The sequence below is a fragment of the Paenibacillus glufosinatiresistens genome (assembly GCF_031470375.1).
Lineage (GTDB): Bacteria > Bacillota > Bacilli > Paenibacillales > Paenibacillaceae > Paenibacillus_AQ > Paenibacillus_AQ glufosinatiresistens.
The window spans coordinates 65,002-90,368 of sequence record NZ_JAVFHT010000004.1 but is presented as its reverse complement, the minus strand read 5'-3'; the positions used below and the strand labels follow the sequence as shown (position 1 = coordinate 90,368).

At 60.0% G+C, this 25,367-nt stretch carries 20 protein-coding genes and 1 riboswitch; of the genes, 10 read left to right on the top strand and 10 right to left on the bottom strand.

Going from position 1 to position 25,367, the window contains the following annotated elements; translation table 11 throughout:
- Window positions 1–82 precede the first annotated feature (82 nt).
- A complete protein-coding gene (locus RBI05_RS06945; RefSeq protein ID WP_150458904.1) occupies window positions 83–1,045 on the top strand; it encodes an L-lactate dehydrogenase in 963 nt (320 codons plus the stop codon).
- A gap of 261 nt (window positions 1,046–1,306) precedes the next feature.
- Here the strand turns inward: RBI05_RS06945 and RBI05_RS06940 are convergent, their stop codons facing one another.
- Window positions 1,307–3,586, bottom strand: coding sequence for a heavy metal translocating P-type ATPase (locus tag RBI05_RS06940; RefSeq protein ID WP_310550550.1), 2,280 nt, complete (start codon window positions 3,584–3,586; stop codon window positions 1,307–1,309).
- 332 nt (window positions 3,587–3,918) lie between these two features.
- Between RBI05_RS06940 and RBI05_RS06935 the strand changes: the two genes are divergently transcribed.
- Complete coding sequence (locus RBI05_RS06935; RefSeq protein WP_310550549.1) at window positions 3,919–7,893, top strand: S-layer homology domain-containing protein; 3,975 nt, start codon at window positions 3,919–3,921, stop codon at window positions 7,891–7,893.
- A gap of 109 nt (window positions 7,894–8,002) precedes the next feature.
- On the opposite strand, the gene RBI05_RS06930 is transcribed toward RBI05_RS06935, so the two are convergent.
- From RBI05_RS06930 to RBI05_RS06920, 3 genes are all read right to left on the bottom strand, one after another.
- Window positions 8,003–8,368, bottom strand: a complete 366-nt coding sequence (locus tag RBI05_RS06930; protein ID WP_150458901.1) for an ArsR/SmtB family transcription factor — start codon at window positions 8,366–8,368, stop codon at window positions 8,003–8,005.
- A 145-nt stretch (window positions 8,369–8,513) separates the two neighbouring features.
- Window positions 8,514–9,545, bottom strand: a complete 1,032-nt coding sequence (locus RBI05_RS06925; protein WP_310550548.1) for an EAL domain-containing protein — start codon at window positions 9,543–9,545, stop codon at window positions 8,514–8,516.
- A 192-nt stretch (window positions 9,546–9,737) separates the two neighbouring features.
- On the bottom strand, window positions 9,738–10,163 hold the full coding sequence (locus RBI05_RS06920; RefSeq protein ID WP_310550547.1) for a pyridoxamine 5'-phosphate oxidase family protein: 426 nt from the start codon (window positions 10,161–10,163) through the stop codon (window positions 9,738–9,740).
- Between the two features lie 192 nt (window positions 10,164–10,355).
- Here RBI05_RS06920 and RBI05_RS06915 point away from each other — a divergent pair, with 192 nt between their 5' ends.
- The 5 genes from RBI05_RS06915 (at window position 10,356) to RBI05_RS06895 (ending at window position 15,119) form a co-directional block, all read left to right on the top strand.
- On the top strand, window positions 10,356–11,798 hold the full coding sequence (locus RBI05_RS06915; RefSeq protein WP_310550546.1) for a hypothetical protein: 1,443 nt from the start codon (window positions 10,356–10,358) through the stop codon (window positions 11,796–11,798).
- An 80-nt stretch (window positions 11,799–11,878) separates the two neighbouring features.
- Window positions 11,879–11,989, top strand: a riboswitch (TPP riboswitch).
- 123 nt (window positions 11,990–12,112) lie between these two features.
- Window positions 12,113–13,186, top strand: coding sequence for an ABC transporter substrate-binding protein (locus tag RBI05_RS06910; RefSeq protein ID WP_310550545.1), 1,074 nt, complete (start codon window positions 12,113–12,115; stop codon window positions 13,184–13,186).
- Window positions 13,187–13,231: 45 nt separating this feature from the next.
- Window positions 13,232–13,525 carry a thiamine-binding protein gene (locus RBI05_RS06905; RefSeq protein WP_150458896.1) on the top strand — a complete coding sequence of 98 codons (294 nt, stop codon included), beginning with the start codon at window positions 13,232–13,234 and terminating at the stop codon, window positions 13,523–13,525.
- Entirely contained in the window at window positions 13,522–14,268 is a 747-nt protein-coding gene (locus tag RBI05_RS06900) for an ABC transporter permease (RefSeq protein ID WP_310550544.1), read from the top strand. The genes RBI05_RS06905 and RBI05_RS06900 overlap by 4 nt, the downstream gene beginning before the upstream one ends.
- A gap of 32 nt (window positions 14,269–14,300) precedes the next feature.
- Complete coding sequence (locus tag RBI05_RS06895) at window positions 14,301–15,119, top strand: ABC transporter ATP-binding protein (protein WP_310550543.1); 819 nt, start codon at window positions 14,301–14,303, stop codon at window positions 15,117–15,119.
- Window positions 15,120–15,216: 97 nt separating this feature from the next.
- On the opposite strand, the gene nfsA is transcribed toward RBI05_RS06895, so the two are convergent.
- The 6 genes from nfsA to RBI05_RS06865 all read right to left on the bottom strand — a co-directional run bounded on the left by nfsA (window position 15,217) and on the right by RBI05_RS06865 (window position 20,764).
- A complete protein-coding gene (nfsA, locus tag RBI05_RS06890; RefSeq protein WP_310550542.1) occupies window positions 15,217–15,969 on the bottom strand; it encodes an oxygen-insensitive NADPH nitroreductase in 753 nt (250 codons plus the stop codon).
- A 340-nt stretch (window positions 15,970–16,309) separates the two neighbouring features.
- Window positions 16,310–17,059 (bottom strand): hypothetical protein, encoded by a 750-nt coding sequence (locus RBI05_RS06885; RefSeq protein WP_310550541.1) that lies wholly within the window; start codon window positions 17,057–17,059, stop codon window positions 16,310–16,312.
- 97 nt (window positions 17,060–17,156) lie between these two features.
- On the bottom strand, window positions 17,157–17,417 hold the full coding sequence (locus RBI05_RS06880) for a hypothetical protein (protein WP_310550540.1): 261 nt from the start codon (window positions 17,415–17,417) through the stop codon (window positions 17,157–17,159).
- Between the two features lie 226 nt (window positions 17,418–17,643).
- A complete protein-coding gene (locus RBI05_RS06875) occupies window positions 17,644–20,109 on the bottom strand; it encodes a heavy metal translocating P-type ATPase (RefSeq protein WP_310550539.1) in 2,466 nt (821 codons plus the stop codon).
- A gap of 101 nt (window positions 20,110–20,210) precedes the next feature.
- On the bottom strand, window positions 20,211–20,411 hold the full coding sequence (copZ, locus tag RBI05_RS06870) for a copper chaperone CopZ (protein ID WP_150458891.1): 201 nt from the start codon (window positions 20,409–20,411) through the stop codon (window positions 20,211–20,213).
- A gap of 11 nt (window positions 20,412–20,422) precedes the next feature.
- Window positions 20,423–20,764, bottom strand: coding sequence for a metal-sensitive transcriptional regulator (locus tag RBI05_RS06865; RefSeq protein WP_150458890.1), 342 nt, complete (start codon window positions 20,762–20,764; stop codon window positions 20,423–20,425).
- A 228-nt stretch (window positions 20,765–20,992) separates the two neighbouring features.
- Here RBI05_RS06865 and RBI05_RS06860 point away from each other — a divergent pair, with 228 nt between their 5' ends.
- The 3 genes from RBI05_RS06860 (at window position 20,993) to RBI05_RS06850 (ending at window position 25,363) form a co-directional block, all read left to right on the top strand.
- The gene (locus RBI05_RS06860) at window positions 20,993–21,610 is read left to right on the top strand and encodes a DUF5317 domain-containing protein (protein ID WP_150458889.1); all 618 of its coding nucleotides are present in this window, start codon (window positions 20,993–20,995) and stop codon (window positions 21,608–21,610) included.
- Between the two features lie 237 nt (window positions 21,611–21,847).
- Window positions 21,848–23,695 (top strand): diguanylate cyclase, encoded by a 1,848-nt coding sequence (locus RBI05_RS06855; RefSeq protein WP_408638315.1) that lies wholly within the window; start codon window positions 21,848–21,850, stop codon window positions 23,693–23,695.
- A 138-nt stretch (window positions 23,696–23,833) separates the two neighbouring features.
- Window positions 23,834–25,363: an MDR family MFS transporter gene (locus RBI05_RS06850; protein WP_310550538.1), complete on the top strand. Its 1,530-nt coding sequence runs from the start codon at window positions 23,834–23,836 to the stop codon at window positions 25,361–25,363.
- Window positions 25,364–25,367 lie beyond the last annotated feature (4 nt).

Below are 25,367 nucleotides of genomic sequence, written 5' to 3'. Positions count from 1 at the left end.
TATCTTTTTGGATACATGTCAGGTCAAGGAGGCGCCGATCGGGTAAAATGGAAGAAACGAACAAGAGAGCGGGGATGGGGCAATGGCTAGCAAAACGCGTAAAGTGGCAATCGTCGGCTCCGGCAACGTCGGTTCGAGCTGCGCCTATGCCATGGTCAACCAGGGCATCTGCGACGAGATCATGATGATTGACCGCACCTATGACCGGGCGATGGCACAAGCGCTGGATTTATCGCATTGTATGGATTTTGCCGGTTCCCGCACCCGGGTATACGCCGGAACGGCGCTGGATTGCGGCGGAATGGACGTGGTGATTATAACGGCGGGCGCCAACCCGAAGCCGGGGCAGACCCGGCTCGATGTGCTCGATCAGGCTGCGGCCATCACGCGGGAGATTGTGACCGACATTATGAAGGGAGGGTTCGACGGGATTTTTGTCGTCGCGGCCAATCCGGTTGACATCGTCACCTATCTGGTCTGGAGAATCTCCGGCCTTCCCCGGCACCGCATTATCGGCACCGGCACCTCCATTGACTCGTCGCGGCTGAAGACGCTGCTCTCCGAGGTGTTCTCCATTGATCCGCGAAGCGTAAGCGGCTATGCCCTCGGCGAACACGGCGAATCGCAGTTCGTCGCCTGGTCGCACGTCACCATCGGCGGCAAGCCGGTTCTGCATATTCTGGAGCAGCACCGGGAACGGTTCAAAGATCTGGACCTGGACGACATTGCCCGGAAGACCAAGGACGCCGGCTGGGAAATCTTCACCCGCAAAGGCTCGACGCATTTCGGCATCGGCAGCGCGCTGGCTTACATTACGCGCTCCATCCTGAATGACGACCACAAGATCATCGCCGTCTCCGCCATTCTGGACGGAGAATACGGTTACCGGGATATCTGTACGGGCGTCCCCGCCATCATCGGCAGCGAAGGCATTCAGGAGCTGCTGGAGCTCAAGCTTACCGATGAGGAGGCCGCCAAGCTCAGCCGCTCCTGCGCCATCATCCGCACCGGCATCGAACGCCTCGCAGCTGACGGCGTGATCTGACACGAAACCACAGGTACGGCTGCCACCGAGGTCGGGCGGCTTTCTCCCGCCCGCAATTGGCTGAATAAGCACAGGATGGACCAACACCGTCAAGCGGCCGTTCAAGGATGAACTCCCTTGAACGGCCGCTTGGCTTGCTTTTTTGGAGAAGATGCCCCTTTTCAGCTTAGAAATATTTACTTCTGGGACAGCCCCTAGGGCTTGCTTGTCTTGGGGTTGTATCTCAAGTTGATGCGCTTCAGGAAGCAGACGGAACGCCGTTTATGCCGCTGCCGCCCGCTTCGCCGGAGCCGCCTCTTCCGTCTTCAGCGCCCGCATGCTGTTGAGTACGGCAAGCAGGGTCACGCCGACATCCGAGAAGACGGCCTCCCACATGGTCGCGATGCCGAATGCTCCGAGAAGCAGGAAGACGATCTTCACGCCCAGCGCGAACAGAATGTTCTGCCAGACGATCCGCCGCGTGCGCCGGGAAATGCGGATGGCGGAGGCGATCTTCAACGGTTCGTCGGTCATGATGACGATATCGGCCGCCTCAATCGCAGCGTCGGAGCCGAGACCGCCCATGGCGATGCCGACATCGGCGCCGGCCAGAACCGGCGTGTCATTAATGCCGTCTCCGACAAAAGCAATGCCTCCGCGGCCCTTGTACCGGGCCTTCAGCCGCTCCAGCTCCTCCACCTTATGCTCGGGCAGCAGCTCGGCATGCACTTCGTCGATGCCAAGCTCCCGGCCGACCGCTTCCGCAACGGCGGAGGCGTCTCCGGTCAGCATGGCGGTGCGTTCGATGCCGGCGCGGCGCAGCGCGGCGATCGCTTCTGCGGCATCCGCCTTCACCTCGTCGGCGATGACGAGACTTCCGGCATAGACGCCGTCCGCGGCCAGATGGACCACGGTTCCCGTCTCCTCCGGCCGGCGGAAGGCAATGCCTTCGCGGTCCATCAGCTTCGCATTTCCCGCCAGCACGCGCCGCCCTTCCACCGTCGCCTCAATGCCATGCCCCGCGACTTCGTTGTAGCCGGCAACGGCGGCTTCGGCGACCGGCTCTCCGTAAGCGGCCAGGATGGATTCCGCGATCGGATGGTTCGAATGACTCTCCGCGAACGCCGCCAACCGCAGCAGCTCTTCCCGGCTCATTCCCTTCTCCGGATGAACCGCCACTACCTTGAACTGGCCCTTGGTCAGGGTCCCTGTCTTGTCAAAGACGACTGTCTTGATCCCGTTCAGCGCCTCCAGGTAATTGCTTCCCTTCACCAGAATGCCGGAGCGGGAAGCCGCCCCAATGCCGCCGAAGAACCCGAGCGGAATCGAAATGACAAGCGCGCACGGACACGAAATAACCAGGAACACCAGCGCCCGATACAGCCAGTCGGAGAATTCGGCGCCCGGCAGAATGAGCGGCGGAAGGGCTGCCAGCAGCACGGCAGCGATAACAACGATCGGCGTGTATACGCGGGCGAACTTCGTAATAAAGTTCTCGGTCTTCGCCTTGCTTCCGGCCGCGTTCTGAACCAGATCCAGAATCTTCGATACCGCCGACTCGGCAAAAGTCTTCGTCACCTTCACGGCGATGACGCCATTCTTGTTGATGAAGCCGCTGAGAACCTCGCTTCCTTCTCCGGCTGCCCGCGGCACAGATTCTCCGGTCAGCGCCGACGTGTCCATCATCGAACTGCCTTCGATCACGATTCCGTCCAGCGGAACCCGCTCGCCCGGCTTCACTACAAGGATATCGCCGACAGCCACAGTCTCCGGCGATACTTCGCGCGTCGTTTCTCCGCTGCGGACCCGCGCCGTCTCCGGCCGGATGTCCATGAGCGCGGCGATCGAACGGCGCGAACGGTTCACGGCCATCCCCTGGAACAGCTCGCCGATCTGGTAGAACAGCATAACGGCGACGCCTTCCGGGTACTGCCCGATGGCGAACGCTCCGATTGTTGCCACCGCCATCAGGAAGTTCTCATCGAACAGCTCGCCGCGCAGCAGATTGGTCAGCGCCCGCCAGACCACTTCCCCTCCGACGGCAAGGTAAGCGGCAAGGAACAGAATCAGCTCTGCCATGCCGCTGACAGGCAGCAGCGCTCCGGCCGCCGCCAGGACGACGCCTCCTGCAATCATCAGAACGGTCCGCCGGGTATCGCCCTGGCCGTGCGAGTGGCTGTGGCCGTGCTCGTGATCGTGCGCGTTGTTGCCGTCGTGGCCATGCTCGTGATCGTGCGCGTGGCTGTCGTCGTGGCCATGCTCGTGTCCATGCCCGTGAGAAGGCCCTTCGGAGCCTTGGGCCCGGCTTCTCCCGGACCGGACTACCATCTTCACATTCGGCTCCAGCAATTTCACCGTCCGTTCGGCCTCGGCAGCCGCGGATTCCGCATAGCCGCCCGCTGTCTCCAGCGTCAGCGTGCCTGCCGCAAAGTTCACCGAACAGGCCTCAACGCCCTCGATCCGCTTCACGCGATTCTCAATCTTCATCGCGCAGTTGGCGCAGTCCAGACCTTCCAGCATCCATTCCTGTCTCTTGGGCGTACCGCCCCCGGCTGTGTTCATCAGCTTCTCAGCTCCTTTAGTCCGTAAACATATGAGCAAGTATTCATGTGTTATGTACCGCTATTATATGCTTACCCGTCCGGGGTGTCAATGATTGGCCGGCCTAAATGGAATTCGGCCTCCCTTAAATGGCGGTTTGGCCATTATGACTAATTATTCGGGGATTTTTGCCCGGATTCTCGGGGTATTTACCGGCAGTGGAAAATTTTATAATGTGAGCTAACATCCCGGAGAAATCGCTTACATACAGATTGGCGATCCGGGGGACAGCGGCTGCCTGAAGCGGCCGCCGAACTAGACATTCACCTTATTCCTAATCAAGGAGGCACAGCATGTTCAAGAAAGTATGGAAGGTCTGCCTTACCGTCGCTCTGGCTCTGCCGGTCATTGGAAGCGGTTACGCCCAGACGGCAGCCGCCGACAGCACCGCCGCGCCCGGTCCGGCTCTTGCGTCGGCGGCCACGGCCACGGCTACCTCGGCTACCTACGGAATCCAGCCGTATCAATGGGGGCGCGCCGCCATTGTCGGCGGCGGGTATATCCCCGGAGTGATCTTTAATTCAAGCGAACCGGGACTCGTCTATGTCCGCACCGACATGGGCGGCGCCTACCGCTGGGACAGCGCCTCGAATTCCTGGAAGCAGCTGCTGGATGGCGTCAGCTTCGACAACTGGAATATGGCGGGCGTAGAGAGTCTGGCCACCGACCCCGTCGATCCGGACCGCGTCTACCTTGCAGCCGGCACGTACTCCAATTTCTTCACCGACCAGACCGGTGTCATGCTGCGTTCCTCCGACCGGGGCGAGACCTGGGAAGAGACCCGGCTACCGATTAAGTTCGGCGGCAATATGCCCGGCCGCAATATGGGCGAACGGCTGGCGGTAGACCCGAATGACAACCGTATTCTCTATTTTGGAGCCCGCAACGGCGAAGGCCTGTGGCGAAGCGCCGACTACGGGGCAACCTGGAACCGGGTTGAATCCTTCACAGCCCGGCAGGACGCCAAGGACTACTACGGCGGCGAGTTCGGAGTCGTGTGGGTAACCTTCGACGAGACGACCGGCCAGCGGGCCGACGCCGCGGCCGGCCGGGCCGCCCGGCCGACGGGAACGATCTATGTCGGCGTAGCCGACACGGAGAATTCGGTCTATCGCAGTACAGACGGCGGCGAGACCTGGGAATCCATCACTAATCCGGACAGCAAGGGATTCCTGCCCATGCACGGCATCCTCTCTTCGGACGGGTACCTGTACGTGAACTACAACGTCAGTTCCGGTCCTTACGACGGTCTCCGCCGCGGAGGCCAGAAGGACGGGGGCGTCTATAAATACAACACCTCAACCGGCGTCTGGACAGACATTACCCCGCCGGTACAGACGACAGCCGGCTCCAATGAGGTCGGCAGCTACGGATTCGGGGGTCTGGCCGTTGACCCGCAGCATCCGAATGTGATCATGACCTCGACGATGAATGTCTGGTGGCCGGACGAGCATATTTTCCGCAGCACCGACGGAGGCGCTACCTGGAAGACCTTCTGGACCGACAGCGGCTGGGATCAGCGCCACAATAACTACACCATTGATTATTCCCGGGCGCCCTGGCTGGATTGGGGAACGCCCACCAGTACGACAAGCACGGCCCAGAATCCGAAGCTCGGCTGGATGATCGGCGATCTGGACATTGATCCGTTCAATTCCAACCATCTCTTCTACGGCACCGGGGCGACCCTGTTCGGTACCAACAACTTGACCGCTCTGGACCAGGGGATGACGGTCGGCCTCTCCGTCTACGCCCAGGGCATTGAAGAGACGGCCGTCAACGCTCTGATTGTGCCGCCTTCCGGCGATGCCAAGCTGATCAGCGGACTGGGCGACATCGGCGGATTCCGGCATACCGATCTGACCCGGGCGCCCGGGATGATTACCAACCCGACGATCAGCAATATTACGGATCTCGATTTTGCGCAGAACGACTCCAATCGGATTATCCGGGTGGGCAATGCGGACGCCGACGCTCCCCACATGGGGATATCGACCGACAACGGCGCAACCTGGACACCGGCAGCGAACGCCTGGACCGGGAATGCAACCACCGGCGGCGGACACGCTGCCATCTCCGCCGATGGCGCTACCATCGTCTGGGCGCCTTCGTCCTCGGCTGCTGACGTCAAGCGTCCGGTCAGCTACTCGACCGATCTCGGGAAGACATGGACCGCTTCGAGCGGCATTCCCGACGGGGCCGTCGTCTCTTCCGACCGGGTGAACCCCGACAAGTTCTACGGCTTCCTGGACGGCAAGTTCTATGTCAGCCAGGATGGGGGCGCTACCTTCCGCCTGACGGTGTCCTCCGGACTGCCCAACAGCATGACCGGCAAATTCAAGGCCGTCTCCAACCGGGAAGGCGACATTTGGCTTGCAGCCGTCAAGGACAAGGAACATCCCGAATACGCCTACGGCGTCTTCCATTCCACCGATTCCGGCGCCAGCTTCACCAAGCTGACCGAGGTTGAGGAATCGGCCATGATCGGCTTCGGCAAGGCCGCCCCCGGCGAAGACTATGACGCCATCTATATCAGCGGCCGCATCGACGGCACCTACGGCTTCTTCCGCTCCGACGATGCCGGGGCCACCTGGATTCGCATCAACGATGAGGCGCATCAGTATGCGAACGCCACCCAGGCGATTACCGGCGATCCGAATGTCTACGGCCGCGTCTACATCGGCACGAACGGCTTCGGTATCGTAATGGGCGACCTCGCCGGAGAGGCGGTATACCCGCCGTCGGGCGGCCTCACTGTAACGGCCGCAGACCCTGCTGGCGCAGCCAACGACGGCCTGACGCAGCTTACCGTAACTCCTTCGGTATACGCCGGCAACCAGCGGGTCTACGCCAACTTCGGCACCGGCGCCGTTCCGGTTCCGAAGCTCAAAGACAAGCTCGCCGGCTATGCCGCTCTACCCGAGAGCGGTCTCGTTCCCGCAGCTGACGGCGACCACATCGCGGTAGCCGAGGTGAGTCCGGCCGGCCAAGCGGTCCGCTTCGGCCAGACCACCGCCGCAGTCAGCGCCGAGCCTGCGGCGGGAACGGCTTCGCCGTCTCCGGCTGCGACGCCGGCCCCGGCTCCTGCCGTTCCGGCCGCCACGGCCTCTCCGTCCTCCGCCCCTCAGGTGACGGCAGGCTCGGCAGCCTTGACAGCGGCGGTCGGCGCGGACGGCAAGGCAGCGGTAACGCTGACGGCCGACATCCTGACCCGGGCGGCCGCAGGCGCAGACGGCACGATCACCGTCAGCGTGACGGCGGCCGGCGCCAAGTCGCTGTCGGCCGCGCTGCCGGATGGAATTCTGGCCGCGCTCGCAAGCCAGGGCATCCGGAACGTTCAGGTGAAATTGAACGACGTCTACATCTCGCTGGATACCGCCCTGCTCCGGAAGGCCGGGGCCGGGGCTCCGCTTGTACTCTCCGCCGCCCGGGTGGAGCCTTCCGCTCTGTCCGCGGAAGCGAAGCTGAAGACGGCCGGCAGCCAGGTGTATGAGCTGAACCTAAGCAGCGGCGGCCAGACCGTAGCCTGGAACGGCAAGGCCGTTCAGGTATCCCTGCCTTATTCTCCGGCTTCCGGCGAGAAGGCGAATCAGACGGTCGTCTATTATTTGAGCGACAACGGCGGGGTCCAGACTGTGAAGAATGCGAAGTACGAGGCTGCATCCGGCCGGGTTGTCTTCGCGCCGAAGCACTTCAGCAAGTACGCGGCGGCCAACGTCAAGGTCTCCTTCCCTGACACCGCCCGCTATGTCTGGGCCGCCGACGCCATCGACCGGCTGGCAGCGCAGGGCGTGCTCTCCGGCATGGGAGACGGCGCCTTCCATCCGGCGGGTACGGTAACCCGGGCGCAGTTCGCCCAAATGCTGACTCTGGCGCTTGATCTGGAGGCTCCCGGCGCTTCCGCCCCCTTCTCCGATGTGAAGGCCGGCGCCTGGTACAGCGAAGCGGTTGCCGCCGCGCAGAAATCCGGCATCGTTCAGGGCCGCTCCGACGGCACCTTCGGGGTGAACGAGCCGATCACCCGCCAGGATATGGCCGTCATGATCGACAAAGCCCTCAAGCAGCAGAACGCGGACCTGTCCGCTTCCGCCGCTTCGTTCAAAGACAGCGCCGCCATCTCCGCCTATGCGCTGGAGAGTGTGGAACGGCTGGCCGCAGCCGGCCTGATCTCCGGTCAGGGCGACGGCCTCTTCGCACCGAAGGCAAGCGCAACGCGCGCCGAAGCCGCTGTACTGATTCACCATCTGCTCGGCTATCTGGCCAAGTAGAGCGAACTCCATCCGCAGATCAAAGAACCCGCAAGCGGCGAGAGCCGGCTTGCGGGTTCTTGCGTCCGGTTAACTTCCGGAGCTTCTATAATCCGCCGTGGGCCTCCGGCTATTCATGCCGGATGTGCTCATGCGTCTGAAGAAAAATCTGCTCGACATGCGCGTCGTTCAGAGAATAGAACACCGTCTTGCCTTCCTTGCGGCGCTTGACGATCCGCAGGTTGCGCAGGTACCGGAGCTGGTGGGATACCGCCGACTGGCCCATCTCCAGAATGACGGACAGATCATGCACGCAGAGCTCGCGGCGCGACAGCGCATAGATCAGCCGGACCCGGGTAGGATCTCCGAGCGCCTTGAACATCTCGGCCATCTTGTCGGTGATCTCCCGCTCGGGCAGCGTCAGACGCAGATGCTCCGGGTCCGGTTCGGTGCCGCCGCACGTCGTATCGCACTCCGTCACTGCCGGTTTCGTCATATCCGTCTCCCCGCTTTCTCGTCTAACCGGAATGATTACGTTCTTCTCTATATTATAGAAAAAGCGCGCTGCGCTGTCCATGCCGCCGGTCCGCAGCCTTCCTTCCGGCTTCGCCGGCCTTCTGCGGCCCTTGCGGCCGGGCGGCTTAAAGCTCGGCTACCGGGCGGCCGAACAGATAGCCCTGGCCGAGCTCGGCGCCAAGCCCGAGGCAGCACTCGAACTCCTCGCGCCGCTCGATGCCTTCGGCAAGCACGGTGCCGCCGTAAGCATGGGCCTGGGCCGCAATCTCCCGGATCGCGGCCTGCTTGGCATAGTCGGCATCGCAGAAGCTGACGAGGCCGCGGTCGATTTTGACAAAATCGGGCTGCAGCCGCTGCAGAACCTCAATCGTCGAGAACCCGGCTCCCACGTCGTCCAGCGCGACTCCGATTCCGTGTCTCCGGTATTCCGCGAAGATGCTCGCCAAGTGGGTGATATCCGTAATCCGCTCGCTCTCCACCACTTCGAACACGAAGTCCCGGGGATCTTGATCCAGCCGCTCAATCGCGGCAAACGTATGCGTCAGACAATATTTCGGGTTATAGATGGAAGAAGGCAGAAAATTGATGAACCGCTTCAGTCCCTTCGGCACCTGCCGCGTCCCGGCCTCAATCGCCGAGATGCGGGCGGCGCGGTCCAGGAACGAATGAAATCCGCTCCGCCGGGCAGCCTCGAACAGTTCATACGGCTGAAACGGGCTGCCTCCCGGCAGCGGCCGCAGCAGAAACTCATACCCGAAGGCCGTTCCGTCCCGGTCCACAATCGGCTGGAGGTAACTGCAGAATTCCGCGCGTGAAATAATGTCGATCAGATCGGCGCTCCGGAACCGGGCTTCCAGTTGCTCCAGGCCGAACCACCGCTGCAGGTGATCGGACTGCTTCCCGGCAAAATGGCCCCGGAAGCCGATCTGCAGCGGTCTGTCCGTCCCCGCATTCGCAGGGTGTGCCCTCAGCCGTTCCAGGCAAGTGAGCAGCTCGTCCCGGGTGGCATAAGGGATGCTGTAGCTTCCGCTGTCCTGCCCTTCGACCGTGATGCCTGCCTCCCGGGCAGCCTCCGCCCACTCCGGGGTTGCCTGCCTGATTCGAATCTCGCCGCTGTCTTCAATCGGTTCCACCCTGGAACAATCGCTGCAATGCATGGCCCGTCCTCCTGTAGCCTACTATGGATCAGATCAATAGATTCCTACTTCCGCCTGATGGCTTGATTGTACCATAATCCGGACGCCAAAAAGGACCGAAAATCAGTCCGAAGACCTGTTTTTTCGGTCCGCAATGATGCCGCTTTGCGCAAGTGCCGTCCCTGGCGGGACAGGCCGGCGGGCGTAAGGCGTCTAGCCCTGCGCCTTCTCCCAGACGGAACGTTCTCCGCCCGATTCCAGCTCGATGCGCTGCGGGTCCAGCTTCAGCACGACATAATCGGGATCCTCCGGTCCCTTGAACCAGCGGGACAGATCCGGATTCCAGACCTGCTTGCGCAGGGATTCGTCCGACGAGATCGACACCCGGGCCTCAACCTCAAGCACATCCTTGCTGCCGCCGGATTCGTAGCCCACCAGCAGGAAAGCGTTCGGGTTGTCCTCCAGCTCTTCCACCTTGTGCGTCTTGCGGTCGGTGGCCAGATAAATGTTCAGACCCTCGTGATAGACGGCCATATAGCGGACCTTGGGCTTGCCTCCGGCTTCGACGGTTCCGAAGGACCCGAAGCGGTTCGCGTCCAGCACCTGTCCGATGCGTTCTTCTGTCAGTGATTGTGTCATGATTCCTTCATTCTCCTTCCGTGCGGGTCCGTACCCGCCTGGCAATGTGTTAGGGTATACTGGTAGTGTACCCGTCTTGCATGAAATGAATCCCAGAGGCGGACGAGGACCTTCAGGGTAATAAGAGGGAATGAACAGTCAACGGGCGCCGGAGCCAGTCTTCGGAGCCCGGGAATCCGGGAGGAACGAGCCATGAATCTAGCCGACAACGAACCCAGGCTGAGCACCGCACTGCTGCAATTTATCTTTCCGTTCTCCCTTCAGGAGGGACGCAACCGGGAGCTGAGAGACCAGCTTCTCCTGGACGGCTTCGAGCCGTTCTTTCTGGATGAGACCCGGCTGGAAGACGCCTATTACGGTGAGGGCTACTGCATCTCCCATGAGAATATGGAGCGCGTCTACCTGCCTTTCGCAGCACATGTCCTGTTTCCGCGCGCAGAGAAGGAGCCCGACGCCTTCCACCGCTATTCGCGCGCCCACATTCTGGACTGCGAGATGCTTATGCCGCAGCGCCGCATGCCCTTCCGGCTGCTCTCGACCGATATATTCCTTTGTCCTTTCCAGCTCGGCTTTGTGACCATCCGCCTTGAGCTTACCGGCGAGTATACCCTCAGCGAAGCGCTGGAATTCGCCGACCGCTTCCGCTCTCTGGAGGATGCCTCGGACGCCGACCGCGCCGTTACCTTCTCTTGTCCGAGCCGAACGTTCAGCCAGACGGAGGACCTGCTCTTCGGCATACTGGCTCCTCACCTGCGGGACTATCTGGACCAGTCCGAGATGAGCGGCGCGTATTTCGAGACCCTGCCGTTCTTCGTGGACGAACGAATGCTTGTCCAGGGATTCTACGGTTTCGAGCCGGATGCGGAGATTACGGAGACGGTGCTGTACCGCATTTCCCAGATTGACGGCCTGAACGGAACCGACCGCCCTTATATAAGCGCCAGCGACCCCGAATATATTCAGGATTATAACCGGAAGCATACCTACCGGCGCTGGGCGCCGGATACCTACTACATCACGAATGAACAGACCTTCTCCTGCGTCTCCTGCAGGGAAGGCGAGAGTGCCGTCCGGATGGCGAACCAGATGTACGGCGAATATTATTATGGCCTGCTGCTGAGCCTGTTCCACAAGATCGTGCTGCTCAAGCTTGCCAACATCCACTCCCGGCTGCGGATCGAGCACGACTATGAAGAGATCGAGAGCCTGATCTTCGACATCAACCGCTTCTCGGCCAAATTCTATTTTCTGGAGCTGATTTCCCAGTCTCAGGGCAGAGAAATCTTCTTCCAGCTTCGCAAAGTCTACGGCAACGACCAGTTATATGACGAGGTCAAGGGCACGCTGGACGACCTGTTCCAGTACCAGGAGAAATTTCAGGGAAGGCGCCGCGACAATCTACTGATGATCCTGACCGTCTTCACGGTCATCAGCGGCATTTACGGCATGAACCAGGTCATCGAGGACCTCAAGAGTCCAATCCACTGGGACAAAATGCTGGGCTACTCGCCGTTTGAGTACCTGGCCCTCTTCGTTACGATGACCGGAATTGCCGCCAGCCTGGTGCTTGCGGTGCGGGAGGTCTGGAACCAGATCCGCCGCAAGCGGCGTCAGAAATACCGGTTCCGGGAGTAGAGCGGACCGGGACGGCTTCGGCAAGACTGGACAAGGCCGTTCAGGGCGTCTATAATACGGCTAAGCTAAACCCGTCAATTTCATAGAAGCAGGGGTGCTGGAATCGGCCGGCTGAGATTGTATCCCAACAGATACTGACCCTTATACCTGATCTGGATAATGCCAGCGTAGGAATCGCTTATGCCAAGCGAACCGTTCCCTTTCGGGAGCCTTTCGCCTTCATGCGTCCTGCTGCGCTCCGATCCTGAACAGATCGGAGCGTTTTTTCTCGTCTGGCGGGCGAAGGCTTATACAAGAGGGGGAGAGAAACGGTTATGACGAAGAACAAGAAATCACAGTGGAGCCTGACGGCCTTGGCCGTCCTGCTGACTCTGGCCGTTGCCGGATGCGGCGGCGGGAACGGCAACGGCAGCGCCTCGCCGGCGCCTTCGCCGGAGACCACAGCTTCGGCCGGAGCATCCGCCGGGGCCGCGAAGGCGCCGAGCCGGGAGTTGAAGCCGATCAAGGTGGCGCTGGACTGGACGCCGAACACGAATCACACCGGACTGTATGTCGCGAAGGAACTGGGCTACTATGAGGAAGAAGGTCTGGATGTGAACATCGTCCAGCCCGGCGCTGCGGGAACGGATACGATGGTAACGAGCGGGGAAGCGGCTTTTGGCATCGGGGGTCAGGAAGGACTGACGATGGCCCGCGTTCAGGGAGTTCCGCTCGTCTCCATCGCGGCAATCATCCAGCATAATACATCGGGCTTCGCCGCTCCGAAGGACCGGAACATCAAGTCGCCCAAGGATTTCGAGGGCAAAACCTACGGCGGCTGGGGCTCGCCCACCGAGGAAGCGACGATGAAGGCGATCATGGACCCGCTCGGCGGGGACGTCAAGAAGGTCAAGCAGGTCAATATCGGCGAGGCCGATTATTTTACCGCCATTAAGCGCGACATCGACTTCGCCTGGGTCTTCTACGCCTGGACGGGGATCGAAGCCGAGCTGCGGGGAGAGCCGCTCGACATGCTCTATCTCCAGGACTATGCGCCGCAGTTCGACTACTATACGCCGGTGCTGACGACAAGCGAGAAGGAGATCGCCGAGCGGCCCGAAGAAGTCCGTGCCTTCCTGAAAGCTACCTCCCGCGGGTATCAGTATGCGATCGACCATCCTGAAGAGGCCGCCAATCTTCTGCTGAAGGCCGTTCCCGACCTTAACCGCGAGCTGGTCGTAGCCAGCCAGAAATGGCTGAGTCCGCGCTATGCGGCCGATGCTCCCCGCTGGGGCGAGCAGAAGGAAGCGATCTGGAAGGGTTTCGCCGACTGGATGTACGGACTGAAGCTTCTAGACAAGCCGCTGGAGGCGGACAAGGCGTTCACCAATGAGTACCTGCCGAAGTAAGCGGCTTGATCTGCAAATCCCACCAGAGAAAAGGATGAGATGAACATGGCGAATACGCTGCTCAGCATTCAGGTAATTCCGAAGACTCCGAACGGAGAAGATTCCATTCCTTATGTGGATACCGCCATTGAAGTGATCCAGCGCTCCGGCGTGAAGCATCAGGTGAACGCGCTGGAGACCACCATGGAAGGCGATCTTAGCGAGCTGCTGCAGATCGTGCAGGACATGCAGGCGGCGCTCATCGAGGCCGGCAGCCCGAGCGTCATTTCCCAGATCAAGATCGCGCATAATCCTTCCGGAATCAGCATGGATGGGCTGACCGCCAAATACCGTCCATGAAGTCGCGCTGGTCCCGGCTGTGGCCGCCGGCTGCGGCCGTCCTGCTGCTCCTGCTGCTCTGGCAGGCGGCGGTGGTGCTGCTGGATATCGAACGCTGGATGCTGCCGTCCCCGCTAGACGTGCTGCGGGAGCTGGCCGCGAATCCGCCGGTCGAACACACGCTGGCGACGGCCCGCCTGACCGCAATCGGCTTTCCGATCGGAACGCTCGTCGGTATCGGAACGGCGGTGCTGCTCCATCTGCTGCCCTGGACCCGGCGGGCCTTCTATCCGCTGCTCGTTCTCAGCCAGAACATTCCAACCATCGCGCTTGCTCCGCTGCTTGTCATCTGGTTCGGCTTCGGTCTTCTTCCCAAAATTATTCTGATTACCCTGGTCTGCTTCTTCCCCGTCGCCGTCGCCATGATGGGCGGGCTCGGGGGAAGCGACCGGGCGATGCGCAATTACATGCAGATGGCGGGAGCGGGCCGCTGGACCATCTTCCGCAAGCTGGAGCTGCCGTCCAGTCTGCCGCCGCTCTTCTCCGGCATCCGCATCTCTGCGGCCTATGCCGTCACCGGCGCGGTGGTCGCCGAATGGCTCGGTTCGGACCGGGGACTGGGCAATTATATGCAGCTGCAAAAAGCCGCTTACCGCACCGACCGCATGTTCGTTGCGATCTTCATCATCGTGGCGCTCAGCCTGCTGCTGTTCGCCCTGGTGGCGCTGCTGGAGCGGTGGCTTGTCCGCTGGAACCGGAACTGATTACTATACTCCAAGGAAAAGAGGCGCTCGGCATGGGAGCAAAGCCCGATACAATTCCGTCGGCGGGAGCGGAACCCGCTTCCGCCCAAGCGCTGGAGGTCCTCCGGCTCGGCAAAACCTTCCGGAACGGGCGCACCGAGGTCCCGGCGCTTCGGGACATTACGCTGCATGTAGCCGCCGGCGAATTCGTATCCGTCCTCGGCCCGTCGGGCTGCGGCAAGAGCACGCTGTTCCAGATTATCGGCGGCCTTCTCCACCCCGATGCCGGCTCGGTGCGCATGGGCGGCGAAGAGGTCACCGGCAAGCGCGGGCGGATCGCCTATATGCCCCAGCAGCCGGCGCTGTTCCCGTGGCGGACGATGCTGGACAACGTGCTGCTGGCCCGCGAGATTGCCGGCGGCGTCGATGCCGCGGCCCGCGAGGAAGCCGCCGGCTGGCTCGCCAAAGCCGGGCTCGGCGGGTACGAGCGCTCGTACCCGCACATGCTGTCGGGCGGCATGCAGCAGCGGACCGCCTTCGTGCGGGCGCTCCTGTCGCCGCAGGAGCTGATGCTGCTGGACGAGCCGTTCAGCGCGCTCGACGCTCTGACCCGCAGCGACATGCAGCGCTGGCTGCTGGAGATGTGGGAGGAGACGCGCCGTTCGGTGCTCTTCATCACCCACAGCATTGAAGAAGCGCTGCTGCTGTCTTCCCGCATCTATATCTTCTCGAACCGCCCGGGAACGGTTCTGCACGAAATCGAAGTGCCCTTCCCCCGGCCACGCCCGGCGAATCTGGCGGATGATCCGGAGTTCATCCGGCTCCGCCGCCGGATTTCGGACTGGATGACGGAGGAACAGCGGCGTCCGTGACCGGAGCTTCGGCTGCAACCCCAAAGAAGCGCCAACCTCAAGGAGATGATCCCGAGGTTGGCGCTTCGTTGTTTCCGGCCAGGCAGCCGCTTGGCAATCAGCGCTTCATAAATCCCCTGCTCTGCAAAAATTCCTTCATTTGCATCCGCGCGGGCTGCGCAAGGCGATGCGCCATCGTAACCGACCACGGCGTATCGCTCGTTCCGCCGCTGCGCTCCCGCATATAGGCCCGGGTCGTCTCGTCATAGGCCGCCGCCCGTTCGACCGTCTCCTGCGCGCTGTAGCGCTCGCGGTGCAGCACCGATTGCAGCGGCAGACGCGGGCGCAGCACAGGCTCCTGCGCAGGCGTGCCGACGCACATGCCGAAGACCGGATAGACCAGCTCCGGTAGTTCGAGCGCCTCGGAGAAGGCGGCGATGTCATTGCGGACGCCGCCGATGTAGACGATGCCGAGACCGAGCGATTCGGCGGCGACCGCCGCATTCTGCGCGGCCAGCGCGGCATCGACCGTCGCTACGATCAGATTCTCGGTCGTGTCGATATGCGAGGCTTCGGGAGCCATATGCGCGCTCGTCACTTCCCGCAGACGGTACAGGTCTGCACACCAGACGAGGAAGACGGGGCACTCCCGGATATAAGCCTGGTTGCCCGCCAGAGCGGCCAGCCGTTCCTTGCGCCCGGGGTCCGTTACGGCGATAACGCTGTAAGCCTGTACATTGCTGGAGGTGGAAGCCATCTGCGCCGCGCCGACTATCGCTTCAAGCTGTTCTTCCGTTACGGGCGTATCCGCGAACCGGCGAATCGAGCGGTGCCGCATCAGCAGCTCCAGCGTATCATTAAGAGGTTTCATTTACGGGGTTCACTCCTGTTCCAGTAGGTTGTCTTCCTCTACAGGTTTACCACAAAACAGATTGTAAATGAAGGGCGACAGACCCATGAGGAGCGTGGAGCACGGAGCGTGCCTATCGGAAAGCACTCGGATGCCTTAGCCGCAGAGAACCAATACAAGCTGCAAGAGACGTGGTCTCCCGAGCAGATTGAAAAGAGACGCCGGATGGAGGGCAAGCCCTCTGTATACTTCAAGACCATCTATCGGTGGCTCTACCAAGGCCGCATCGCAGAAGGAGCGGTCATGGAAGAACTGTCGCATTTCCTATTACAATCTGTCGTTGACTATGAGGCACCCTGCTTTATCTTAAGATCAATGAATGAATGCTTGTAGTTTCCGGATGAACCGCAACGATCATCTGGTTGCAGAAGCCAGCAAGCAAACGAACAGCAAGGTGCTCTCCGAAATGGTCATCCATTTCCCATTGCCCAGGGGTTAAATAAACAGCACCCGGACGAACGAGATAGGTATAGCTCCAAAAGTCCCATAGGAATTCGGTAAAGGGAGACTGAATGGCGTTCACCTCTCTGAGATTGATCTCAAAATACATGTATTCCCTGTTCCCCTCTGAAGCGAGGCCTGCAATAGTCTCCCCCTGGTACAAGTCTGTAATAAACTTACTCCACAAAGAAGACTCATTCTTCATTTCTATTATCATTTGAACGGAATTTTCTTTTACGGTCTGCAACAAAATATCTTTGGTTTGCAATGAATCATATTCAATGATTGTTTGGAAATGAGGCGAAAGCTCTTTCATTATGATCTCATAAGCCTTTTGATTATCGCAAGGAAGATATAAGGACTTTGCTGTTTTAAGTACTAAGGGTGTGATGATGAATCTAACTAACGGAGTTATAAAAGTAGACTTTCCTTCTGAAATAAACCTTTTAAGTACAGAATATTCCGAAGTATTATTTTCTTCTTGGAATAGATTAATTTTGGGAGAATCGATCTTTGTAAAGAAATTCATGGTTTCTTCCTTTCTCCCCTTGCGTTCATCTTCTTGGTTTATCAGGTTGTAAACGGCAGAATAAGCGGGGCTGTCATCCATGCTACAGTGCCCTCAGTAAAAGTAACACTGCCATAGACATCTAAGTTATGGCTTCCACTTGTATTATAAGTGGTCTGAGATTGATCTCGAACCACCTTCAGTCCGCCAGCAAAGCCAGATAAAACGTCATTAATATCCATTTGACCATTGGGCAGAAAGCTATTACTTCAAAGTTCACATAAATTGATGAACCCACCTGATCAATCTCGACTTTAAGTGTTGCAACTGTACTTCCAGAATCAATAGGAGCTGAACCCAGAGGTGAAAATTGAGCCTTAGCGGTTGTCTCAGAAGGGGATGATATAACTACTTCATTCGTTTCTTGATTAAAAATAATAGGGAGGTTATAAGTAGTCAAAACTTTTGCCCCTGTTGTATCAACAATGTCACTTCCTTCAGAAGCAGAACAAACAAATTATACCAAAAAGGAGGATTTGTTTCCATACTTATGCTCTACTTTTCAGTTGTTTTTGAACTGTCGCACTTCCTATTACAATCCGTCACAAAACATAGGCCCGGCACAAAAGTAACATACCACCCGGGCCTATCCACGCATGATCCTGTCCGCCTGAACGCGGCCTGGCTTACAGCTTCACCCGCTGCAGCCGCAGCGCATTCAGCACGACCGAGACCGAGCTGAACGCCATGGCGGCTCCGGCCAGCCAGGGCGCCAGAAATCCGAGCGCCGCCACGGGAATGCCGACGGCGTTGTAAGCCAGCGCCCAGAACAAATTCTGCTTGATGTTGGTCATGGTGCGGCGGCTCATTGCAATGGCGTCCGCGATGGCTCCGAGGTCGCCGCGCATCAGCGTGATATCGGCGGTCTCCATCGCCACATCGGTGCCGGTTCCCACGGCCATCCCGATGTCGGCGGTCGCCAGCGCCGGCGCGTCGTTGATGCCGTCGCCGACCATCGCCACCTTCCGCCCGCCGGCTTGTAGACGGCGCACCTCCTCCGCCTTGCCTTCGGGAAGCACCTCGGCCAGCACGGTCCCGATCCCGGCCTGCGCCGCGATGCTCCGGGCCGTTGCGGCATTGTCGCCGGTAATCATCACCGTCTCGATGCCCAGTTCCCGCAGCCGCTCGACCGCAGCCCGCGACGACGGCTTGATCGTGTCGGCTACGGCCACGATGCCGACGGCTGCGCCGTCCACGGCGGTCAGCATCGCCGTCTTGCCCTCTGCTTCAAGCTCCTCCAGCGAGGCGGTCCATTCCCCATAATCCACGCCGGCCTCCTCCATCATCCGGCGCGTGCCGACCAGCACCCGGCGTCCGGCCACGACGGCGCGGATGCCTCGGCCCGGCTCGGCCGCGAAATCCTCAGCCGCCGGAGGACGCAGGCCCCGCTCGGCGGCTCCTGCGGCAATCGCCTCGGCCAGCGGATGCTCCGAGAGCCGTTCCGCGGCCGCGGCGACGGCCAGGAGGGCCTTCTCGCCCCGGCCGAAGCCCACCAGCGCAAAATCCTCCGCCGCGCGGACGTCCGTCAGAACCGGCTTGCCGTTCGTAACGGTGCCGGTCTTATCGAGCACGACCACTTCAATGCCTTGGGCGGTCTCCAGGTGCTCGCCGCCCTTGAACAGAATGCCGAACTCCGCCGCCCGGCCGGAGCCGGCCATAATGGAAGTCGGCGTCGCCAATCCGAGCGCGCACGGGCAGGCGATAACCAGCACCGCAATCGCCTTCTCCAGCGACTCCGCGAACTCTCCGGGCGAGGCCCAGAAGTACCAGACCGCAAAAGTAAGCAGGGCAATCCCGACTACAATCGGCACGAAGATGCCGGAGATAACATCGGCGATCCGCTGAATCGGCGCCTTCGAGCCCTGGGCCTCCTCCACGACGCGGATGATTGCCGCCAGCGCCGTGTCCTTCCCGACCTTGCGCGCCCGGACCGTCAGCACGCCGTTCTTGTTCAGCGTCGCGCCGATGACGGCGTCGCCCGGTTTTTTGTCCACCGGAAGACTCTCGCCGGTCAGCATGGATTCGTCCACCGACGAACGCCCCTCGACCACTTCGCCGTCAACCGGCACCTTCGCTCCCGGCTTGACGCGGAGCAGATCTCCGGGGACCACTTCGCTGACCGGAACGCTGAATTCGGCTCCGTCCCGCAGCACCAGCGCCGTCTTGGGCTGGAGACCCATCAGGCTGCGGATTGCGTCCGACGAACGCCCCTTCGCCACCGCCTCGAACCACTTGCCGACCAGAATCAGCGTAATCAGCACGGCGCTGGTCTCGTAGTACATTTCGACCGTGTGGTCCATTCCGGCCATGGAGAGCGAGTCAATTGTCAGATACAGACTGTAGAAATACGCCGCCGAGGTGCCCAGAGCCACCAGAACGTCCATATTGGCGCTGCCGTTCTTCAGCGCCTTGTAGGCGCCGACATAGAACTGCCAGCCGATAATGAACTGGACCGGCGTCGCCAGCAGAAGCTGGAACCAGGGATTCATCAGCAGGTCCGGGACCGGAAGACCGGAGGTGAAGGAGAAATGCCCGGCCATCGCCCACAGCAGCGGCAGGGACAGAACGGCCGAGAGGAGCCATTTATTCCGCTTGGCGGCAATTTCCCGTCCTCTCCGGTCTCCGCCCTCCTGCCGGTCCTGCTTCAGCGAAGCCCGGTAGCCGAGATCGCTCACCTTGCCGATGAGATCGCGCGGAGCAATCTCGCCCGAGCGGTATTCCACATGCGCCGTCTCCAGCGCCAGATTGACATGGGCCGACACTACGCCGGGCATCCGGTTCAGCCCTTTCTCGATCCGGGTCGAGCAGGCCGCGCAGGTCATGCCGGAAATATCGAAATCGGCGGACTCATGCGCAACCCCGTAGCCAAGCGAGCGGATCTTCTCTTCGAGGTCCGACGGTTTCAACCGGGCAGGGTCGTATCCGACCGAAGCCTGCTCGAGCGCCAGATTGACATTCGCGCGGCTGACGCCTTCCATCCGGCCCAGTCCCTTCTCGATCCGGGCGGCGCAGGCCGAGCACGTCATTCCGGTAACCGGCAGCGTTAGCTGCCGTTCTTCTTCCGTTCCGCTGCCGTTGTGTGCAGGATTCATTACAGATCCACATCCTCGTTATACCCATTGGGGGTATATAGTTTAGGTGAGAAAAGCGCCTGCAAGGCGCTTATCGAATCCGCTTGACGCGGAGGATTGGTTCAGACGACGTCGTAGCCCTGATCTTCAATAGCTTCCTTGATGGCATCCAGTGAGACCGCAGACTCGTCGTACTCCACGGCTACCTTCTTCCCCGGCAGATCGACCCGGGCAACGGCGCCGAGGTTCTTGACGGCCTTCTCCACTGCGCTGACGCAGTGGCCGCAGGACATTCCTTCAACGTTCAAAATAGCTTGGCTCATTATTCTTCCTCCTATTTCATTAATTTATTGACCGTGACCAGCAGCTCGTCGATAACTTCGTAGTCTCCGGCCCCGATGCGGTCAACAATACAGCTCTTCATATGGCCTTCCAGCAACAGGCGTCCGACGCTGCCGAGCGCAGCTTGTACGGCCGCAAGCTGGGTCAGGACATCGTCGCAGTACACATCCCGCTCGATCATGCCCTTGATGCCCCGGATCTGGCCCTCAATCCGATTGAGCCGGGTTCCCAGAATATTCTTGAATTCATCGGAATGATGGCTCTTTCTCGGCTGGGCGCCGGATTCGCAGCATGCCCGTCCGTCTTCCGTCCGTCCGCTCTCCTGCGTTGACATCCTTCTTCTGCCTCCCTTGCTTCAGAGATGAAGGCGGTTCTCCGCCTTTACTCTTCTTTCACACTTTATCATACCCCCACCCGGTATGTAAAGGGAATATATTCGACTCTTTTGCGTCCTCTTATCGACAAAATCCTCTGTTCAGCAGGATTTCCTTTATAAAGAACGAATATGTCTAACGGAAGCTAGCGGATTTTTCCAATACATACGCGTTAAGGAGCGGTGCACATGGTTTACGACGGCATAGCTCTCGGCCTTCTGGTCGGGCTGCTGCGCGGCGGCTTCCGCCACGGCCTGAGACAATTCGCCAATCTGAAGATCAGAGGCGGCCTTTGGTTTCCGCTGCTGCTGCTTCTGCAGTTTGTCGTGTTTGAACTAAGCGATCGGTCGCCTGCCATCGCTGCAGCCAGCGGTTCTTTCTTCATCGCTGTGTATGCGGCGGGACTTTATATCCTGTGGTTGAACCGGAGCAATCCGGGCTTCCTGTTCATCTTTGCCGGCGTTCTGCTCAATTTTGCCGTGATGGCCGCCAACGGCGGCAAGATGCCGGTATCGCTGGATGCGGCGTCGGTGCTCGGGCCGTATTATGTTGACATGCTGAAATCGGGAACCGTCGTGACGAAGCATTTTCTGATGGACCGTTCCACCCGGCTGTCGTTTCTGGGCGATATTATTCCGCTCTCGAACCCCTATCCCCGCACCCAGGTTATCAGCATCGGCGACATTGTGATGAACATCGGGATCTTCCTTTATTTGCAGCATCTTATGGTCCCCGGCAAGAAGGACGATCAGGACAGCAAGTCGGCAGTCGTCAACACTTCGGAACGAAAGGGGGAGAGCGCATGAAGAAGACAGACCGCATTATGTATTCCCGTATCGTCATCAACACTGTAATCGTAGCATCGGTAGTTATGGCATTGACATCCGGCTTCCGCTTTATCGGCGGAGGACGCTGATTGCCTAACGCAAACAGAGACAGGCTGAAACTTTCAGCCTGTCTTTTGTGTATTTGTCAACGAACTTCCTGTTCTTTCTTCCGGCAATCCCTTAATATTGAAATCATCCTGGGAACGGCCAAAGGAGGTGCCCTCGGTGTTCAAGAGCAAGATAGGCCGCATCGTCTGGAATCGAAGCCATCTGTATGCGTTCGGCGTCTGCCTGGTGGGGCTTGCCCTCTTCTCGGTATACAACGCAGGCGCCTTCATCCGCTATACCTCGCCCACCTGGGTCTGGGTCTACGCCCTGTCCGGCGCGGCGACCCTGCTGACTGTATTCACCTTCCAGCTTCCGCCCCAAGGCAACGGCATGTCGCTCGACTCTTCGGTCTACCTGGCCTGCGTCTTTGTGTTCGGCCCTTCCTTCACCCTCTCGGTTCTGCTGCTCTCTTCCATTGTGATCTTTCTGATCGAGCGCCAGACCGTCTGGTGGAAGCACCTGAACAACTTCGCGGTGTACACCATCATGATCGCTTCGGCCTCCTTCGTCTATACCGCCCTCGGCGGCCGGCGCGGGCCGCTTGTACCTGACCATCTGGGCGCCTATGCGTCGGGAATGGCGGTTTATTTTGCGCTGAACGCGCTGCTGGTCGGCTTCTATTACTACATTGTCTTTCAGGAGAATCTCTTCGAGACGCTCAAAGGCATGCTGCGGGACACGGTACTGGCCTACGTCAGCACCCTGGTGCTGTCGCTCGTACTTACGATTCTCCTCTACTATAATCATATTCTCGGTCTGGCCCTCTTTCTCTGTCTCGGCACCCTGCTGTCCTATTCATTCAAGCAGATGTTCGCCATGTATCGCCGGCTTGAAGAGCGGGCGAACCGCGATCAGCGGACAGGGCTGTTCAATCACAGCTATTTCGAGGTGGTCCTTGAAGACGAGATGCGCCGTTCCCGCTCCACAGGCGAAGCGCTGTCGCTGGCCATGATCGACATCGACGATTTCAAGCGGTACAACGATCACTTCGGCCATCTGAAGGGGGACGGATTGATTGTGTTTCTGGCTGAGCTGCTCCAGCAGTCCTGCTCCGATGCGGGCATTATCGTCTCCCGGTATGGAGGCGAAGAATTCACCCTGCTGATGCCGGGCCATGATTCGGCGCGCGCGCACCATTTTATCGACACCTTGCGCCGGAAGCTGAACAACTCGCCGTTCGAGGGAACGGAGATCTTCCCCCAGGGCTGCCTGAGCTTCTCTGCCGGCGTCGCCGTCTACCGCCCGGATGTCCATGACAAGTCCGAACTGGTGGAACACGCCGATCAGGCTCTCTACTATGCCAAGAAGCAGGGCAAGAACATGGTCCATGTCTTCGGCAACCAGTCGCCGCTGGAGCGCGATATCGACTTCAGCCAGGATGTGCGGGATATCGAGCAGCAGCTCAGCCTGCTGATGTACAAGGACCTGGAGACGTACAAGCATTCCAAGCGGGTGTTCCGCTACGCTATGGATATCAGCGAGCTGCTGGACATGGACGCGCTCTCCAAGCGGCAGTTCACGTTGGGCGCGCTGATTCACGACATCGGCAAGCTGGAGATTCCGTGGGGGATTCTGAACAAGAAGGAGAAGCTCGCCCCCGAAGAATGGGATATGGTCAAATGGCATGTCACCTGGGGCAAACAGATGGCGCTGACCAACGGCAAGTACAAGGATCTGACCCCGTATATCGAGCTTCACCACGAACGCTACGACGGCAAAGGCTATCCCCACGGCTTCAAGGGCGAGGAGATTCCGCGGCTCTGCCGGATGCTCACCATTATTGATTCCTTCGACGCCATGACGACCGAACGCCCCTACCAGCCGACCAAATCGGTGGAAGAGGCCATCGTCGAACTCCGCGCCTGCTCCGGCACCCAGTTCGATCCGGAATTGACCGAATTCTTCATCACTTATATTCAGAAGCGACACCAGCTTCCCGACGAAACGGCCGTTTAGCCGCCGGCATTTCCCTTCTGCCGCCGCTGACGGCCGTTGCCGTGCGAGCGCCGCTTCCGGGTTCCCTCTTGCCTCCCTATTCAAATTTGAATATAATAGCGGAGAAATCCATGAATAACCGAAGGAGCTGGGAAACCCATGCATTCCAAAGAAAGCAATATGAAGCTGGTCGTCGCCGGCCTGCTGCTCGGCATCCTGATGTCCGCCATGGACAATACAATCGTGGCCGCAGCCATGGGGACGATTGTCGCCGATCTCGGCGGCGTGGATAAGCTCGTCTGGGTCACCTCGGCCTATATGGTTATGGTGATGGCAGGAACCCCGATCTTCGGCAAGCTGTCCGACATGTACGGCCGCAAACGGTTCTTCCTGTTCGGACTGATCGTCTTTCTGGTCGGATCGGCGCTGTGCGGGACCTCTACTACTCTCACGCAGCTTATCATCTACCGGGCCATCCAGGGGGTGGGCGGCGGCGCGCTGATGCCGATTGCGTTCACCATTATTTTTGACATCTTCCCTCCGGAAAAACGCGGCAAGATGACGGGCCTCTTCGGCGCCGTCTTCGGCATCTCCAGCGTGCTCGGCCCGCTGCTGGGCGCCTACATTACCGATTATATGGGCTGGGAATGGGTGTTCTACATCAACCTGCCGCTGGGAGTCGTGGCCTTTTTCCTGATTGTGGCCGCCTACAAGGAGTCGGTTATCCATTCCAAGCAGCGGATCGACTGGGGCGGCGCGTTCACGCTGGTCGGCGCGGTCATCTGCCTGATGTTCGGGCTGGAGCTCGGCGGCCAGACGGTCGGACACCATGAGTACGCCTGGAGTTCTCCGGAAATTCTCAGTCTGTTCGCCGGCTTCGCCATTCTGCTGATCGCCTTCCTGCTGATTGAGCGCAAGGCGGCCGAACCGGTCATCTCGTTCGACATGTTCCGCAACCGGCTGTTCGCCACGAGCGCCATCGCCGCTCTCTTCTATGGAGCGACCTTCATCGTAGCCACCGTCTACATTCCGATCTTCGTTCAGGGCGTATTCGGCGGCTCGGCGACCAACTCCGGCCTGATCCTGATGCCGATGATGATCGGTTCCGTTATCGGTTCGCAGACCGGCGGGATTCTGACGTCCCGCACCAGCTTCCGCAACATCATGCTGATCTCCGCCGTCTGCTTCGTGGCGGGCGTCGCTACCCTGACGCAGCTCGACCCGGATATTTCGCGGCTGCTGGTCAACGTCTTCATGGCTCTGCTGGGCTTCGGCGTCGGCTTCTCCTTCTCCGTTCTGAACATGTCGGCAGTCCATCATTTCGACATCCGGCAGCGGGGATCGGCCACTTCGACCAGCACCTTCACGCGGTCGCTCGGCATGACGCTCGGCATTACCATCTTCGGCATTATCCAGCGCAACAGCTTCAGCAGCCAGCTTAAGGACGCCTTCGGCGGCGCCGATACGTCTTCCTTCGGCGATACGCGCTCGGCCCTGACGCCCGAAGCCCGGGCCAAGATTCCGGCAGCGGTGCTGGAGAAGATCACGTCGTCGCTCTCCACTTCCATCGCCCATACCTTCATGTGGGCGCTCATTCCGGCTGTAGCTGCACTCGTCTTCGTGCTGCTCATGCCCGGCGACCGGCTCAAGATTCCCGCCAAAACCGAGCCTTCTCGGTCCAGGGGCTGATCCG

What these genes read in the sequence shown, in the direction of transcription:
- RBI05_RS06945 (WP_150458904.1), top strand. Translation starts at nt 83, where the DNA reads ATGGCTAGCAAAACGCGTAAAGTGGCAATCGTCGGCTCCGGCAACGTC.
- RBI05_RS06940 (WP_310550550.1), bottom strand. Translation starts at nt 3,586, where the DNA reads ATGAACACAGCCGGGGGCGGTACGCCCAAGAGACAGGAATGGATGCTG.
- RBI05_RS06935 (WP_310550549.1), top strand. Translation starts at nt 3,919, where the DNA reads ATGTTCAAGAAAGTATGGAAGGTCTGCCTTACCGTCGCTCTGGCTCTG.
- RBI05_RS06930 (WP_150458901.1), bottom strand. Translation starts at nt 8,368, where the DNA reads ATGACGAAACCGGCAGTGACGGAGTGCGATACGACGTGCGGCGGCACC.
- RBI05_RS06925 (WP_310550548.1), bottom strand. Translation starts at nt 9,545, where the DNA reads ATGCATTGCAGCGATTGTTCCAGGGTGGAACCGATTGAAGACAGCGGC.
- RBI05_RS06920 (WP_310550547.1), bottom strand. Translation starts at nt 10,163, where the DNA reads ATGACACAATCACTGACAGAAGAACGCATCGGACAGGTGCTGGACGCG.
- RBI05_RS06915 (WP_310550546.1), top strand. Translation starts at nt 10,356, where the DNA reads ATGAATCTAGCCGACAACGAACCCAGGCTGAGCACCGCACTGCTGCAA.
- RBI05_RS06910 (WP_310550545.1), top strand. Translation starts at nt 12,113, where the DNA reads ATGACGAAGAACAAGAAATCACAGTGGAGCCTGACGGCCTTGGCCGTC.
- RBI05_RS06905 (WP_150458896.1), top strand. Translation starts at nt 13,232, where the DNA reads ATGGCGAATACGCTGCTCAGCATTCAGGTAATTCCGAAGACTCCGAAC.
- RBI05_RS06900 (WP_310550544.1), top strand. Translation starts at nt 13,522, where the DNA reads ATGAAGTCGCGCTGGTCCCGGCTGTGGCCGCCGGCTGCGGCCGTCCTG.
- RBI05_RS06895 (WP_310550543.1), top strand. Translation starts at nt 14,301, where the DNA reads ATGGGAGCAAAGCCCGATACAATTCCGTCGGCGGGAGCGGAACCCGCT.
- nfsA (WP_310550542.1), bottom strand. Translation starts at nt 15,969, where the DNA reads ATGAAACCTCTTAATGATACGCTGGAGCTGCTGATGCGGCACCGCTCG.
- RBI05_RS06885 (WP_310550541.1), bottom strand. Translation starts at nt 17,059, where the DNA reads ATGGATGACAGCCCCGCTTATTCTGCCGTTTACAACCTGATAAACCAA.
- RBI05_RS06875 (WP_310550539.1), bottom strand. Translation starts at nt 20,109, where the DNA reads ATGAATCCTGCACACAACGGCAGCGGAACGGAAGAAGAACGGCAGCTA.
- copZ (WP_150458891.1), bottom strand. Translation starts at nt 20,411, where the DNA reads ATGAGCCAAGCTATTTTGAACGTTGAAGGAATGTCCTGCGGCCACTGC.
- RBI05_RS06865 (WP_150458890.1), bottom strand. Translation starts at nt 20,764, where the DNA reads ATGTCAACGCAGGAGAGCGGACGGACGGAAGACGGACGGGCATGCTGC.
- RBI05_RS06860 (WP_150458889.1), top strand. Translation starts at nt 20,993, where the DNA reads ATGGTTTACGACGGCATAGCTCTCGGCCTTCTGGTCGGGCTGCTGCGC.
- RBI05_RS06850 (WP_310550538.1), top strand. Translation starts at nt 23,834, where the DNA reads ATGCATTCCAAAGAAAGCAATATGAAGCTGGTCGTCGCCGGCCTGCTG.